Origin of the sequence: Streptomyces sp. NPDC006309, from assembly GCF_040613095.1 — a bacterium.
Classification (GTDB): Bacteria; Actinomycetota; Actinomycetes; order Streptomycetales; family Streptomycetaceae; genus Streptomyces.
On sequence record NZ_JBEXRO010000021.1, the window covers coordinates 36364 to 51398 of the forward strand.

At 71.7% G+C, this 15035-nt stretch carries 14 protein-coding genes; 8 read left to right on the forward strand and 6 right to left on the reverse strand.

Translation table 11 applies throughout. The annotated features are described in order from the left end of the window. The first annotated feature begins 16 nt into the window (after positions 1-16). The 4 genes from ABZ117_RS24750 to ABZ117_RS24765 all read left to right on the forward strand — a co-directional run bounded on the left by ABZ117_RS24750 (position 17) and on the right by ABZ117_RS24765 (position 4305). On the forward strand, positions 17-1102 hold the full coding sequence (locus tag ABZ117_RS24750) for an LLM class flavin-dependent oxidoreductase (RefSeq protein ID WP_356823966.1): 1086 nt from the start codon (positions 17-19) through the stop codon (positions 1100-1102). Beyond that, positions 1099-1734 (forward strand): FMN reductase, encoded by a 636-nt coding sequence (locus tag ABZ117_RS24755; RefSeq protein WP_356823967.1) that lies wholly within the window; start codon positions 1099-1101, stop codon positions 1732-1734. The genes ABZ117_RS24750 and ABZ117_RS24755 overlap by 4 nt, the downstream gene beginning before the upstream one ends. A 381-nt stretch (positions 1735-2115) precedes the next feature. After that, the gene (locus ABZ117_RS24760) at positions 2116-2862 is read left to right on the forward strand and encodes a response regulator transcription factor (RefSeq protein ID WP_356824062.1); all 747 of its coding nucleotides are present in this window, start codon (positions 2116-2118) and stop codon (positions 2860-2862) included. Then, complete coding sequence (locus tag ABZ117_RS24765; protein ID WP_356823968.1) at positions 2863-4305, forward strand: HAMP domain-containing sensor histidine kinase; 1443 nt, start codon at positions 2863-2865, stop codon at positions 4303-4305. Between the two features lie 78 nt (positions 4306-4383). Here ABZ117_RS24765 and ABZ117_RS24770 read toward each other — a convergent pair whose 3' ends face one another. Beyond that, positions 4384-4656 (reverse strand): hypothetical protein, encoded by a 273-nt coding sequence (locus ABZ117_RS24770; RefSeq protein ID WP_356823969.1) that lies wholly within the window; start codon positions 4654-4656, stop codon positions 4384-4386. Between the two features lie 89 nt (positions 4657-4745). Between ABZ117_RS24770 and ABZ117_RS24775 the strand changes: the two genes are divergently transcribed. After that, positions 4746-5576, forward strand: coding sequence for a M55 family metallopeptidase (locus ABZ117_RS24775; RefSeq protein ID WP_356823970.1), 831 nt, complete (start codon positions 4746-4748; stop codon positions 5574-5576). Between the two features lie 19 nt (positions 5577-5595). Here ABZ117_RS24775 and ABZ117_RS24780 read toward each other — a convergent pair whose 3' ends face one another. After that, entirely contained in the window at positions 5596-6177 is a 582-nt protein-coding gene (locus tag ABZ117_RS24780) for an ABATE domain-containing protein (RefSeq protein WP_356824063.1), read from the reverse strand. Between the two features lie 205 nt (positions 6178-6382). Between ABZ117_RS24780 and ABZ117_RS24785 the strand changes: the two genes are divergently transcribed. Further along, positions 6383-7129, forward strand: coding sequence for an MBL fold metallo-hydrolase (locus ABZ117_RS24785; RefSeq protein ID WP_356823971.1), 747 nt, complete (start codon positions 6383-6385; stop codon positions 7127-7129). A 46-nt stretch (positions 7130-7175) separates the two neighbouring features. Here the strand turns inward: ABZ117_RS24785 and ABZ117_RS24790 are convergent, their stop codons facing one another. Continuing rightward, positions 7176-8588, reverse strand: coding sequence for an MFS transporter (locus ABZ117_RS24790; RefSeq protein ID WP_356823972.1), 1413 nt, complete (start codon positions 8586-8588; stop codon positions 7176-7178). A gap of 227 nt (positions 8589-8815) precedes the next feature. Between ABZ117_RS24790 and ABZ117_RS24795 the strand changes: the two genes are divergently transcribed. Further along, positions 8816-9706 carry a helix-turn-helix transcriptional regulator gene (locus ABZ117_RS24795; RefSeq protein WP_356823973.1) on the forward strand — a complete coding sequence of 297 codons (891 nt, stop codon included), beginning with the start codon at positions 8816-8818 and terminating at the stop codon, positions 9704-9706. Between the two features lie 18 nt (positions 9707-9724). Here the strand turns inward: ABZ117_RS24795 and ABZ117_RS24800 are convergent, their stop codons facing one another. Next, positions 9725-10615: a LysR family transcriptional regulator gene (locus ABZ117_RS24800; protein ID WP_356823974.1), complete on the reverse strand. Its 891-nt coding sequence runs from the start codon at positions 10613-10615 to the stop codon at positions 9725-9727. 153 nt (positions 10616-10768) lie between these two features. Between ABZ117_RS24800 and ABZ117_RS24805 the strand changes: the two genes are divergently transcribed. Beyond that, complete coding sequence (locus ABZ117_RS24805) at positions 10769-11425, forward strand: NAD(P)H-binding protein (protein WP_356823975.1); 657 nt, start codon at positions 10769-10771, stop codon at positions 11423-11425. Between the two features lie 244 nt (positions 11426-11669). Here ABZ117_RS24805 and ABZ117_RS24810 read toward each other — a convergent pair whose 3' ends face one another. Both ABZ117_RS24810 and ABZ117_RS24815 read right to left on the reverse strand, forming a co-directional pair. Next, positions 11670-14414 (reverse strand): AAA family ATPase, encoded by a 2745-nt coding sequence (locus tag ABZ117_RS24810; RefSeq protein WP_356823976.1) that lies wholly within the window; start codon positions 14412-14414, stop codon positions 11670-11672. 18 nt (positions 14415-14432) lie between these two features. Continuing rightward, positions 14433-14855 (reverse strand): hypothetical protein, encoded by a 423-nt coding sequence (locus tag ABZ117_RS24815; RefSeq protein WP_356823977.1) that lies wholly within the window; start codon positions 14853-14855, stop codon positions 14433-14435. Positions 14856-15035: the final 180 nt, after the last annotated feature.

The window sequence follows — 15035 nt, forward strand, 5'->3', positions numbered from 1 at the left end:
TGGAGGGTGAGCGACCATGCAGTTCGGGATCTTCACGGTCGGCGACGTCACGCCGGACCCCACCACGGGGCGCACCCCGACCGAGCGCGAGCGGATCAAGGCCATGGTCGCCATCGCGCTGAAGGCCGAGGAGGTCGGGCTCGACGTCTTCGCGACCGGCGAGCACCACAACCCGCCGTTCGTGCCCTCGTCCCCGACCACCATGCTCGGCTACATAGCCGCGCGGACGGAGCGGCTCCTCCTCTCCACCTCCACCACCCTGATCACCACCAACGACCCGGTGAAGATCGCGGAGGACTTCGCGATGCTCCAGCACCTGACCGACGGGCGCGTCGACCTGATGACGGGCCGCGGCAACACCGGGCCGGTGTACCCGTGGTTCGGCAAGGACATCCGGGACGGCATCGACCTCGCCATCGAGAACTACGCCCTGCTGCGCCGGCTGTGGCACGAGGACGTCGTCGACTGGGAGGGCAAGTTCCGCACGCCGCTCCAGGGGTTCACCTCGACGCCCCGCCCGCTGGACGGCGTGGCGCCGTTCGTCTGGCACGGCTCCATCCGCTCCCCGGAGATCGCCGAGCAGGCCGCCTACTACGGGGACGGCTTCTTCCACAACAACATCTTCTGGCCCGCCGACCACACCAGGCGGATGGTCGAGTTCTACCGGACCCGCTACGCCCACTACGGGCACGGCACGCCGGAGCAGGCGATCGTCGGCCTCGGCGGCCAGGTGTTCATGCGGCACAACTCCCAGGACGCGGTGCGGGAGTTCCGGCCGTACTTCGACAACGCGCCGGTGTACGGCCACGGACCCTCGCTGGAGGACTTCACCGAGCAGACCCCGCTGACCGTGGGGTCGCCGCAGCAGGTGATCGAGAAGACCCTGTCGTTCCGCGAGTACGCCGGTGACTACCAGCGCCAGCTGTTCCTCATGGACCACGCCGGCCTGCCCCTGAAGACCGTGCTGGAGCAGCTCGACCTGCTCGGCGAGGAGGTCGTACCGGTGCTGCGCGAGGAGTTCGCCAAGGGGCGTCCGGCGGATGTGCCCCAGGCGCCGACCCACCGGTCCCTGCTCGCCACGAAGGAGGCGGCCACCGTATGAAGCTCGTCGTCGTCTCCGCGGGACTGAGCGTGCCCTCGTCCACCCGGCTGCTGGCCGACCGGCTGGCCGCCGCGGTGGGCCGGCACACGCCGGCGGACATCGAAGTGGTCGAACTGCGGGACCTCGCGGTCGAGATCGCGCACGCCTTCACCAACGGGTTCGCCGGGAAGAGGCTCGCCGCCGCCCAGGAGGCGGTGGCGGCGGCCGACGGGCTGATCGTCGTCACACCGGTGTTCAGTGCCTCGTACAGCGGACTGTTCAAGTCGTTCTTCGACGTGCTGGACAAGGACGCGCTGGCCGGCAAGCCCGTGCTGATCGGCGCGACCGGCGGTACGGCCCGGCACTCGCTGGTGCTGGACCACGCGCTGCGGCCGTTGTTCGCCTACCTGCGGGCCGTTGTCGTGCCGACCGGCGTGTACGCGGCGTCGGAGGACTGGGGGGCCGAGGGGCTGCCGGAGCGGGTCGAACGGGCCGCGGGGGAGCTGGCGGCGCTCATGACGGGCCTGTCCACGGGTCCCGGACGGCAGCCCGCGGGGCCCCGGCGGGGCGCGACGGAGGAGACCGGGCGGACGGGCACGGCCGGCTTCGAGGTCGTCCCCTTCGCCGACCGGCTCGCCCGGCTCGGTGCCTGACCGAAGGCGGGCACCGAAGGCGGGCACCGGAGGCGGCCGGGACGGAACGCTCGGGACCTCCTGGACGGTCGGCACCTCCTGGACGGTCGGCACCTCCGGGACGCCCGGCACCTCCGGGACGGTTGGGGCGCGCGGGACGCCCGGCACCTCCAGGAGGCTCGGGACCCGCGGGACCCGCGGGACGCCCGGCATCTCCGGGACGCCCGGCACCTTCGGGACGGGGCGGTCGCTGTGCGCCGCCGGGACACCGGTGACGGCTGAGGCGCCGGGGCACCGGTAACGGCTGTGACGGTGAGAGGCCGGTAAAAAGGGTGATCGCGGGGCCGCCGCCCCCGGCTGAACCGGCGGCGGCCTTGGCAGACTGGGGGCGTGCCCCCGACTGTGCTGCTCGCCGAAGACGACCGCGCCATCCGCCACGCCCTGGAGCGGGCCCTGACCCTGGAGGGGTACGAGGTGACGGCGGTCGCCGACGGCGTGGAAGCGCTGGCCCAGGCCCACCGGAACCCGCCGGACGTCCTCGTCCTCGACGTGATGATGCCCGGGATCGACGGCCTCCAGGTCTGCCGCGTGCTGCGCACGGAGGGCAACCGCACGCCGATCCTCATGCTGACCGCCCTCGTGGAGACCGCCGACCGCATCGCCGGCCTGGACGCCGGCGCCGACGACTACGTGGTCAAACCGTTCGACGTGGAGGAGGTCTTCGCCCGGCTGCGCGCCCTGCTGCGCCGCACCAGCCCGGTGCCCACCACCGACGGCACCCCCGAAGGCGCCGCGCGCGAAGGCGCCGTACGGGACGGGGCCGGACGAGAGGCGTCCGCCTCCTCCGACCGGCAGGTGGAGGCCGCCGGTCTCCGCATGGACCTCCAGGCCCGCCGCGCCTGGCGCGGCCGGCGCGAGCTGGAGCTGACCCGCACCGAGTTCGAGCTGCTGGAACTGCTCGTGCGCAACGCCGGCATCGTGCTCGACCACTCCACGATCTACGACCGGATCTGGGGCTACGACTTCGGGCCGGGCTCCAAGAACCTCGCCGTGTACGTCGGCTACCTGCGCCGCAAACTGGACGAGCCCGGTGCCCCGCAGCTGATCCACACGGTGCGCGGCGTGGGTTACGTGCTCCGGGAGGACTAGGTGGGACGCCGCTTGCGGCTGCCGGCCCGGCCCCGGCCGAAGCTGGTCTCCCTGCGCACCACCTTCGCGGTCTCCTTCGCGGCCGTCACCGCCGCCGTCACGATCCTCGTCGGCATCCTGTCGTACAACTCCGCCGCGCGGCTCGTCCGCGTCGACCAGCAGTCGGTGTTCACGCAGGTCGTCCGGGACGTCCAGGACGAGGTACGGCAGCACGAGATGGTCCCCGGGGACTTCTCCTCCTCCCGCCCCGGGCACGACCTGGTCCGCCCCGCCCGCACCGACGTGCAGGTGCTCGGCGCGCGGGGACAGATCATGGACCACGGCAACCCGGTGCTGCCGGTCACCTCCCGGGACCGGGCCACGGCCCTCGCCCGGACGGCCGGGAGAGTGGTCCAGCACAAGGACGTACGGGTGGACGAGGACCTGTTCCGCATCGCCACCGTCTCGCTCGGTGACGGGCGCGGCGCGGTCCAGGTCGCGCAGGAGTTCAGCGACACCGAGGACCTGCTGCGGGCGTTGCAGCAGCGGACGCTGATCCTGATGGCGGCGGTCGTGGTGGCGGCCGGGCTGTTCGGCTGGTGGCTGGCGCGGCGCATCACCCGGCGCCTGGTGATCCTCACCTCGGCCGCGGAGGACGTGGCCCGCACCCGCCAGCTCGGCATCCAGGTGCCGGTGGCCGGCCTGGACGAGGTGGGACGGCTCGGCCGGGCCTTCGACCGCATGCTGGGACGGCTCGCGCAGTCCGAGGAGGACCAGCGGCGCCTGGTGCAGGACGCCGGGCACGAGCTGCGTACCCCTCTCACCTCGCTGCGGACGAACATCTCACTGCTGCGGCGGATCGACGAACTGCCGCCCGACGCGCGGGAGGAGCTGGTCGCCGACCTCGGCCAGGAGGCCCGCGAACTCACCGACCTCGTCAACGAGCTGGTCGACCTCGCCGCCGGGCAGTCCGACGGCGAGCCGCCCCAGCGGGTGGACCTCGCCGACCTGGCCGAGGACGTGGTCGGGCTGGCCCGGCGCCGCACCGGCCGGGACATCCTGCTGCACACCAGCGGTGACACCACCACCGACGGCCGGCCCGGGATGCTCCAGCGCGCCATCTCCAACCTGGTCGAGAACGCGGCCAAGTTCGACCGGGGCGGCAGGGCGCCGATCGAGGTCGTCGTCACCGGGCCGGCGCGGCCGGGCACGGTCCGGGTGGAGGTGCGGGACCGGGGGCCGGGGATCGCCGAGGGCGACCTCGTCCGCATCTTCGACCGCTTCTACCGCGCCGCCGACGCGCGCTCCCTGCCGGGTTCGGGCCTCGGCCTGTCCATCGTGCGTGAGGTCGCGACGGCACACGGGGGAGCGCCGTTCGCCTTCCGGCGGGAGGGCGGCGGGGCCGTCATCGGCTTCACGGCCGGGGGCGGGTTCACGCGGAGCGGGGGCGGGGGCGGGGTCTGACGGTTCCGCCGCGCGGGCCGCCGTCAGCCGCCGCCGTGCCGGGCCGCCGTCAGCCGCCGCCGCCGTGCCAGACCGCCGTCAGCCGCCGCCGCCGCGCCGGGCCGCCGTCAGCAGCCAGGCCAGGTTGCCCACCGCCGCCCCGGCGGCCACCGTCGCGACGATCACCCCGCCGGTCGCCAGCCCGTCGCTGAACAGGTGCGGGCGCCGGTCCAGGCTGTGCAGGCCGAAGCCGCACAGCTCGTACACGCCGACGGCGGCGATCGCGAGGCTGATGACGAGAACGGTCAGTGTCGGCGCGAGACTGCGCACACAGACCTCCCCGGCGGGCTCCGCTTCCGTGATGTCCTGCATGGATCCCCCGATGAACAGACGTGTGAAGAGCCCGGTGGCCGCTGGCGGTTGGGAAACTACAATACGGAGGGCGCGTTAGGGTCGACGCCGTGCTGATCTACCTGAGCGTGGACATGGAAGGCATCACCGGGCTCGTCGACGCCGACGACGTCCAGCCCGGCGGCCGGGACTACGAGCGGGGCCGCTCCATGATGGCCGAGGACGTGAACGCCGCCGTACGGGGCGCGCTGGCGGCGGGCGCCACCGGGGTCCTCGTCAACGACGCCCACGGACCGATGCGCAACCTGCTCCCCGAGGCCCTGCACCCGGCGGCCCGGCTGGTGCGCGGCAGGCCCAAGCGGCTCGGCATGCTGGAGGGGCTGACCGGGGAGTACGACGCCGCGCTGTGCGTCGGCTACCACTCCCGGGCCGGCTCTCCGGGCGTCCTCAGCCACAGCTTCATGGGGCACGAGATCGAGGACATGTGGCTGGACGGCCGCCCGGTCGGCGAGATCGGCCTCGCCCACGCCACGGCGGCGGCCCTCGGGGTGCCGGTGGTCGCCCTCACGGGGGACGACGCGGCGTGCGCGGAGATGACGGAGTGGGACGCGTCGGTCGCCACCGTACCCGTGAAGTACGCCCGGGACCGGTTCGCGGCCGAGCTGCGGCCCCAGGCGGAGGCCCGCAAGGCCATCGAGGAGACCGTCGCGCGGGCGCTGACCGCCGCTCCGCCCCGCCCCGGGCCCTCCGCCGCCGGAGCCACGCTCACCGTCCGCTGGCAGTCCGCCTCGGTGGCCGCCACCCTGCTCGGCATCCCCGGCGTGACGGCCGACGACGCGCGGACGGTCCGCGCGACGGACCGGTTGCCCGCGCTGTACCGGCAGTTCGGGGTGTGGATGCGGGTGGCGGCATCGCTGACCGGCCAGGCACCGTACTGCTGACCGGCCGGCCGACCGGCGGTCACTCGTGCGTGGTGCGGGCGGTGGCGGCGGTGCGGCGGGCGTAGGCGCGGGCGGCGCGGGCGCGGTCGCCGCAGCGGGTGGAGCACCAGTGGCGGCGGCCGTGGCGGAGCAGGTAGCGGTTGCAGGGGGCCGAGCCGCACGCGGTGAGGCGCTCGGCATCGGGACCGGTGAGCAGGTCGGCGGCGTCGGCGGCGAGCGTGGCCAGGGCGTGCTCCACGATCTGCGTGGTGGGGTGGGCGGCCGCCCGGTACAGGCCGCGCTCCGGGGACCAGTGCAGCAGGGAGGCGGCCGGGGCCCGGGTGAGCGCTTCGTTCAGGGCGTCCAGGGCGGCCCGGGGCGCGGGGGCGCCGGTGGTCCGGGCGGTGAGCAGCGCCCGGATGTGATCGCGCAGGGCGCGCAGCCGGCTCGCGCAGGTCTCGCGCAGGTCGGCGTCGGCAGGGGCGAGACCGCGGTCCACGAGCCAGCGCCGGGCGGCGGCGGGTGTGGCGAGGAGATCCACCGACTGTCCGCCGGGCAGGGCGACGTCGGTGTTGGCGAGGTCGAGCGCGGGGTGGTGCGCGGCGCCGGGAGCGGGAGGCACCGGCGGTCGGCCGGGGCCCTCCTCCGGCCGCCCCGCATCCGCTCCCCCTGCTGCCCCGGCCGTCTCGGCGGTACCGGCCGTCTCGGCGTTCTCCGGCGTCTCATCGCGCTCGCTCACATATCTCATGGTAGGGCTTGCGTCCATCCGTGAGGAAGGGCTAGCGTCTCTCATGGATGACACCCCTTCTATCCGTGAGGTGACTGGAATGCGGATTCCCGTAGAGGTCCTCGGCGGACCCACCGTTCTCATCGAGTACGGCGGTCTCCGTTTCCTCACCGACCCGACCTTCGACGACCCCGGCGACTACCCGGCGCCCAGCGGCCGGGTCCTCACCAAGACCGCCCCGCCCCGCGTCCCCCTCGCCGGCCTGGGCCCCGTCGACGTCGTCCTGCTCTCCCACGACCAGCACGCCGACAACCTGGACCACTCCGGCCGCGCCCTGCTCGCCGACGTACCCCGCACGTTCACCACCCCCGCCGCGGCCGGCCGGCTCGGTGGCCGTACCGAACCACTCACCCCCTGGCAGTCCGTCGAGCTGCCCCGTCCCGACGGCGGCACGCTCACCGTCACCGCGGCCCCCGCCCTGCACGGCCCCGAGGGCTCCGAGCCGATCGTCGGCGAGGTCACCGGCTTCCTGCTGACCGCCACCGACCTGCCCACCGTCTACGTCAGCGGGGACAACGCCTCCCTCGACCTGGTGAAGGAGATCGCCGCCCGGTACGGCCCCGTCGACACCGCCGTCCTCTTCGCCGGCGCGCCCCGCCTGCCCGTCCTGGACAACGCCCTCCTCGTCCTGGACGGCAGGGGCACCGCGGCCGCCGCCCAGCTCCTTCAGGCCCGCCGGGTGGTCGCGGCCCACTGCGACAGCTGGGCGCACTTCACCGAGAGCCGGGACGACGTGGTGCGGGCGTTCGAGGAGGCGGGACTGCGGGACGTGCTCCAGCCGGCCTGACCGGCAGGTCACCGCGTCCCGCGCCGCAGCCGGGCCGACCGGCAGGTCACCGCGTCCCGCGCCGCAGGAAGAACCCGCCGGCGAGCGTGCCGACGAGGGCGACGGCCGCGTTCACCGCGATCGCGGTCCGCAGCCCGCCGAGGACCGCCACCGCGCCCGTACCCGACATCGCTGCGGTGGCCACCGCGCTCATCACCGGGGTGCCCATCGTGATGCCGATCTGCTGGGTCATCGTCGCCAGGCCGGTGGCCAGTCCCTGCTCGTGGTCGGCGAGCCCGGACGTGGCGGTGACCATGAAGCCGACGATGACCAGCATGTTGCCCACCCCGCCCGCGAACGTCGCCGCCAGGAGCAGCCGGAGCGAGGAGTGGCCGGTGCCGAGTCCGAGCAGGGCCGCCGTGAACAGGGCCTGCACGAGACCGCCGGCCAGGATCACCCGGGGTGCGCCGAACCGGCCGATCACCCGGGGGGCGACCGACCCGCCGACGACGGTACCCGCGCCCAGCACGCCGAACGACAGCCCGGCGGCCAGCGGGGAGAAGCCGAGGACCTCCTGGAGGTAGAGGGTCAGCAGGAACACCAGCGACGTCTCGGTCAGGAACGCGACCAGCCCGACGACGTTGCCCCACGCCACCGAGCGCCTTCCGAGCACGCCCAACGGCACCAGGGGCGCGGATGCCCGCCGTTCGACGGCCCGGAACGTCAGCAGCAGGGCGGCCCCGGCCGCCAGCGGGACCAGCGTGGCCGGTGCGCCCCAGCCGTATTCGCCGGCCCGCGTCAGACCGAGGACGACGGCGAGCAGCCCGGACGTGGCCGTCACCGCACCCGGCACGTCCAGCTTCGGGCGTTCCTCGGGCCGTGACTCGGCGATGACCGCGGGCGCGATCAGGAGGACGGCGAGTGCGACCGGCACGTTGACGAAGAAGGACCAGCGCCACGACAGCAGGTCCGTCAGCAGGCCGCCGAGGACCGCCCCGGTGGTGAAACCGGCCGACATCAGCGCCCCGTTGAGACCGAGCGCCCTCTCCCGGAGTGGGCCCTCCGGGAATGACGTCGTCAGCAGCGACAGCCCCGCCGGGGTCACCGCGGCGGTGGCCAGCCCCTGGCACACCCGGGCCGCGATCAGCATCCCGGGGCTCTGCGCCAGCCCGCCCGCCAGCGAGGCCGCGGCGAGGACGACGAGACCGCCCAGGAACAGCCTGCGGCGGCCGAAGAGGTCGGCGACCCGGCCGAACAGCAGGGTGAACCCGGCGGCGCACAGGGCGAACGACGTGCCGATCCACTGGAGGCGGGCGAGGGAGAAGCCCAGGCCGGTGCCGATCACCGGCAGGGCCACGTTCAGGATGGAGAAGTCCACGGCCAGCATGAACTGGGCCGCGAGCAGCAGCACGAGCACCAGGCGGAGCCGTGGGGTGAGGGCCGTGGGCGTACCCGCGGACGGTGTGACGGTGACGGACATGACGAGGAGATCCCCTCTGTGCGGCGGAGTCGCGCGGTACGAGCTCGTCCGTCCCGGCCGGGGCGGAGTCGCGCGGTACGAGGCTCGTCCGCCCCGGTCGCCACAGCCAGCACCGTCTCCCGACCACCCGCCGCGAGGGTGGTCATCACAGGACCACCTACGGGCATCCCCTTCTCGCGGCCACGCGGGCAGGATGGACACGACCCCTCGACCCCCCGGAGGCACGCGTGGACGCCCTGTCCGAGCTGGGAGACTTCCTCAGGTCCCGCCGTGGCGCGCTACGGCCGGAGGACGTCGGCATCGCGACCGCGCCGGCCCGCCGCCGGGTCGCTGGACTGCGCCGCGAGGAACTGGCCCTGCTCGCGGGCGTCAGCATCACCCACTACACCCGCCTCGAACAGGGCCGCGCGGCCGGCGTCTCCGACTCCGTGCTGGACGCCGTCGCCCGCACCCTGCGGCTCACCGACGACGAGAGAGCCCACCTCAAGGACCTGGCCCGCCCGGCCACCGGACGCCGTACCGGCGGATCCCGCGCCGAGCACGCCACCCCGTCGGCCCGGCAGCTGCTGGCCGCCATGACGGACGTACCGGCGCTCATCCTCGACCGGCGCGGCGACGTCCTCGCCTGGAACCCGCTCGGCCACGCGCTGCTCGCCGCGCACCTGCCCCGCGAGATCCCGGACATCCCGGCGGACCGGCCCAACCTGGTACGCATGCTGTTCCTGGACGAGCGGTACCGGAACCTGTACGCCGACCTCGAGGAGGAGGCCCACCTCGCGGTCGCCTCCCTGCGCCTGGTCGCGGGCCGCCACCCCGACGACCGCGCCCTGGCCGAGCTGATCGGCCGGCTCTCCATCCACAGCGACGAGTTCGCCGCCCTGTGGGCCCGGCACCCGGTCCGCACCTGCACCTCGGGCGGCAAGTCCCTGCACCACCCGGCGGTCGGCGCGCTGCACCTGAGCTTCGAGAACCTGTGCCTGCCCGGCCCGGCGGGCCAGCGCCTCATCACCTACACCGCCGAACCCGGCACCCCGTCCGACGCGGCCCTGCGCCTGCTGGCGAGCACGACCACGTCCCGGAGGCCGGCCCCCGCCGGCCCCAGCCCCGAACCCGCCTGACCACCCGGGGCGCCCTGGTCACGCCGGCCGCCGCACCCCGAGGACATCGAGCATCGCCACGGTGGCGGGGCCGGGGTTGAAACGGCCCCACGCCAGGAACTCCGCCCGCCGTGGCCCGTCGGCCACCGGGACCAGCGCCAGCCCAGAGTCGGTGTCCGCCACCGGCCGGACGAACGCCGAGGGCAGCAGGGCGACACCGAGCTCGCGCGCGACCAACCGGGTGATCAGCTCCACGGCACCGACCTCGTACGCGACGTCACGGAGCAGCCCAGCGGCGGTGAACGCCTGGTCCGACTGGGCACGGCCGGGCGTCCCGGCCGCGAAGTCCACGAACGTCTCCTCAGCGATCTCCCGCAGTACGACCCGGGAAGCCCCGGCCAGCCGATGCCCGGCCGGCACCACCAGGACGTGCGCGTCGTGATCGAGCACGACGTGCTCCACACCCGTGGGCAGCTCACCCTCCGGCAACCCGATGAAGGCGATGTCCAGTTCGCCGTCGCGGACCGCCGCCACCAGCTCGTCGCTGCGCCCGGACCGAAGAGCGACGCGCACCTGAGGGTGCCGGCCGCGGTACCGCTGCAACAGCTCCGGTACGTCGACGGCAGCGGTCGTCACGATCACTCCGACGGCAAGTCGCCCCCGTACCACCCCCGTCGCCGCGACGGCGTCGGTCACCGCGAGGTCGGCGGCGGCCAGACACTCGCGGGCCCGGGTCACGAACGCCTCCCCGGCGCCGGTCGGTTCGACCCGCCGGCTGGACCGCGCGAACAGCCGCACCTCCAACTCCCCCTCCAGAGCGGCGATTCCGTGACTGAGTGACGACTGCACGACTCCGCAGCGCTCGGCGGCGCGGGTGAAACTACGGGTTTCGGCGAGGGCGACGACGTACCGCATCTGCTGGAGATCCACGCATTGATGTTCCGCGTTCATGGCTGCCATCACAACCATGCGTTGGTTTCATGACCGGAGCGGCGCAGACTTCACCCGACTCCCGGGACCGCGCGGCGACGGGACGCGAAACGGCAGCACCACGCACGTGAACCGACACCAGGGGACGGACCGATGAGGACACACAAGACGATCGCCGTGCTCGGCGCCACCGGAATGGTCGGCAGCCGGGTGATCACCGAAGCCCGGGTGCGCGGACACCGGGTGCTCGCCCTGTCCCGGAAACCGGAGAACGAGGACCCCGCCGTGACATCGGTCGCGGTGGACGTGGGCGACCGGGACGCCGTGCACGGGGCCCTGGCGGACTCCGCGGCCGATGCGGTCGTCCTGGCCGTACGGACGTTCCCCCTCGACCCGGCCTTCCTGGTGGACGCCACCAGTACGGTGCTGGACGCCGCCGCGCACCTCGGCATCCGCGTCCTGGTCACCGGTGGCGCCGGGGCCCTGCGCAGCCCCGGCGACCCCGGCCTGCTGGTGGCCGACAACCCCGCGTATGTACCCCCCGAGGTGAGGACGGTCGCCGCGGCCGGCATCGCCCAGCTGCGGACCTGCCAGGCGCATGCCACGGCCGACTGGGTCTACCTGAGCCCACCGGCCCTCCTCGAACCCGGCCCCCGGACCGGCCGCTACCGCCGTGGCACCGACACCCTGCTCACCGGCACCGACGGCCGCTCCTGGATCAGCGCGGAGGACCTGGCGGTGGCCGTACTCGACGAACTGGAGATCCCGGGCCCGGACCGCCACATCACGGTCGTCCACACACCGGAGTGATTACACCCCCCGTACTGTCCCCCACCCGCCGGGGCCCGGCCGCTACCCGGCGGACATCCAGCTCACGGAGCCGGTGGCTGAGGTTCTGCCACTCGTGCAGCGGTGGGAGGGGCGGGGTGCTGCTCAACGCCGATTCCCGAGTTCATGTGCCTGGATGTGCCTTCAAGCAACCCGGTTGGTTCGGACCAGAGCGTACCTTGCGGTATCGCGAAATCACCGCGACCGGCAGGCGCGCTCACGGCCCTCATCGTCGCCACAGCACCTTTGCCCTGCGCTCACTTCCGTACCCCAGGCCGTGTCGGTAGATCTCAGCCACCCAGTAGCGACCGTCGTTGCCTCGAGCGAAGACCCCGGAGTCTACGAGGAAATCCGCTTCCTGTACCGAAATTCCCACCTCCTCCAACTCGAAGGGCACCGTCACTGACTGACGTACCTGCTGTAGTCGGCTCAACAGCTGGCCGACTTCCTGATTCTCCTGCTGGATTGAGTCGATCTTAATCGTGCTGCACGCGAGTAGCGCCTTGCGCATGGCCCCGGGCGCCAGTACGCGGTCTTCCCATGCCATCTGAGTAATCGACAACTGTGCCGCCTCGGACAAAAACACGACTACGTCCCTGGCTTGCACCTGATCATTGAAGTCTCCGAGGGCGGCGGGTACCCAAAGGTGAGAACGCGCTTCCTTGGACTTCTCCGTTCCCATCTTCCAGCCCCACACTGGGATGAGGGTCTCTACGAGGTCGTCGTAGGACAGCTCGGCGATCTGGGACTCAACCACGGGCGTAGGCAGCGCGCCGGCGTGAGCGGTTACCCACAGCGCGAGCCGTAGTGCTTCTTCCTTGTCCCAGCGCAGGGCGTAGGGCTCGTACCGGGCCAAGAGCTGCCCGCTGTTCTGGCGCACCGCCCGTGTCACCAGATCCTGACGAACGAAGACGACCAGTCCAAGAGGACGCCCCCGCAGTGAGCGCAACCAGGCGAGAACGTCGATCAGCAGCACGCGCAGCGCTGTGCGCTTCGACTCGCTGTCGAGTGACTGCAGCAGGTCCTCAAGCCCGTCGATGACGAACACAGCCCGCGCTCGTCTGCCGAGCTCGGTGAGGGCGGCTTCCGCGCCGCTACTCTCCGGCGGCCGTACGCCTGCCGCGATGGCCAGGCACTCGAGCCACAAGTGCCGCCACTGGAGCTCATCCTGCGCATCGAGCGTCATGAGCCCTGTCTTCAGCCGATCCTTGATTTCCTGCGAGGTAGCGCCCTGGCCCGCCTTGCCGCTGTGCCCTGCCACGAATGCATCTCGCAAGTCCTGCGTTGTCAGGTCGTCATACTCCAGGCTGTCCGACTCAAGCACTGGGACCACAGGCCCGGCTAGTTGAACTCCCTCAATGCCGGACTGCTCGGCGAACTTGTCCCATGACTGGGCCGCACATGCCTTGGCGTACATGAAGGTTTTTCCTGCGCCCTTGGCGCCTACCACGAGCGCCAAGGGTGGCTCTGTACGGTGATCACCCAGGAGCCTGCGCAGCGGATCGGTCACCAGGAAGCCACTGGCTGACGACATGCCTTCTCGTTCGGCGTAGATGAACCGTCGTGCGGTCTCTGCTAGTCGGCTGCGTAGCGTCGTGTGATCGACGGTCCCCAACAACTCCTTTGTATCGGGGACAGCCGAAGAGGCCAGAGTGGGCACGATCGGCTCAAGGACGTCAGCTACCTTGCTGCTTTCCAACACTCGCAATACAGCGTCCCAGGAGGAGGGAAGTGCGAGCAGCTCTTCTCGAAATGGACTGAGCAGTGGCTGGGAAAGGAGGTCAGTGTCTACTTCACCGGTGTCGTCAACCCCAGTGCCCGGTTCATCGTCCAGCCGCCTGAGCGACGCGAACAGCGCGCTGCCCAGCTCATTACGTGCGCGTTCCGCTTGGTCCTCGTGCACGTCCTGCCGATACTGCGTGATGATCACAGAGCTCGCCGGATCGACACCCTGCAGCGTCGGTGCCCGGTGTCCCAGTTGTCGCAGCAGCCTCTCGGTTCCGGCAAGTGACTGGTGGCTCAAGGTGGTGACGAACACGCGCTGGACCCGGGGGTCGAGCAGCACTGGAGCGGACAACTCGGTCGCTCCTGCACGCAGGTCCATGACGATGGTGTCTGCACCAACACGGGCGGCGAGCGCCGCGAGTGCTTCGGTCAGAAAGTACGGAGAGCGGCCCGGCGTGAGCAGATCCGCTGGGTCGATCCGAGGTGGGCCGAGCAGTGGCCTCCGACTGGTCGGGACCACGGTCACGCGCCCGCCACTGGTGTACCGTCCGACCTGCTGATTTGGCAGGTAAGCGGCGGCGATGTCCACAGCTGCTGACCAGCTGCCGTCCTCGGCTCCCTGCAACAGGGCGAGGAGATCCTCGTAACAAAAATCGAGCTGCCCCCCTTGTGCTCTGTGCATCCACGTGATTCCGGGGGCCTCAAGATCGGCGTCAATCAGCAGAACGCTCCCACCGAGTTGGGCCACGGCGTCAGCCATGGCAACCGCGTGGACCGTGCGCCCGACTCCGCCTTTGAATGAATGGAACGCCACCAGTTGTACGTCACCAACAAAGGACTCGTTGGCGGGCCTTTCCAGCGGGTGCGCCAGCTGCGGGGTGATGTGCTTCTCGCGCAGCAGCGGGACACGTCGCGGCTGGTTCGCGTTTTCCTCTCCGCGGCTGAACATGACGGGCAGGCCAACAAGCTCAGTGGTCCTCGGATCGTCGAGCGCCAGCACCAGCGTGCCGTCGCGCCAGTCGGTCGACCCCGCTCCGAAAGCCTCGTCCAACCATTGCTTCACTTGTTCGGCATCCGTACCAGGTGAGACGACGAGCTCCAGACCGTCCCACCAGCCATCCGCCGCTTGCAGCCAACGGGGCCACCGGCCCGCTGCCGCCAGGAGAGCCAGGTGCTCTTCCACATCCACCCAAGTGAAGAGATGCTCGGGGGGAGCCAGCCCTTCCAGATCAGTTAGTTCGGCCACGACCACGTACTCCTACCCCTAGTCCTGCTCACACCAGCTGATCAGAGCGCGAAGCGCTTCCTGGGCTTCCTTCTCGTCCGCCGAGTCGAGCTTTGCACCATAGCGCCATGCCTGATGTAGATCGGCCAGGGCGACGGAGCCACGCGTGGCCGGGTGCATTCTGCAACTCTTAAGCCGGTCGAGGCGCGCACCGATGGCCCGAGGCAGCCGCAGTTCCTTGGCCAGTTTGCGAAGATCGTGGGTGGACTCCAAGGCTGCGGAGTCGCGGTGCCCCTGCCGGACGAGCAGCCGTTCCTTGAGTCCGCACTCGGCGGCGTAAAAGAGGAGAAGACAGACTGTGGCCACGTCTCCGAGCGCGCCATTCGAGTCGACCGACTCCGCTGAGTCGCGTAGCTGATCTCGTCTCCTCTGGAGCGCTTTGACCCCCACCTGAAGCACCATGGCGCCATCCTGCCATCGCTGTCCCAGTGCCAGGCTCACTCTGGGTGAAGACAGGCTGCCTCCCGGCGCACTTGTCTGGTGCGGAATTACTCGTACGCCCGCGCCGTCTCGTCTGCCGGTACTCCTGCACGGGGATTGGGTCGACTCCCGTCCGCATCCGGACGGTGTACTGCGGGCCGT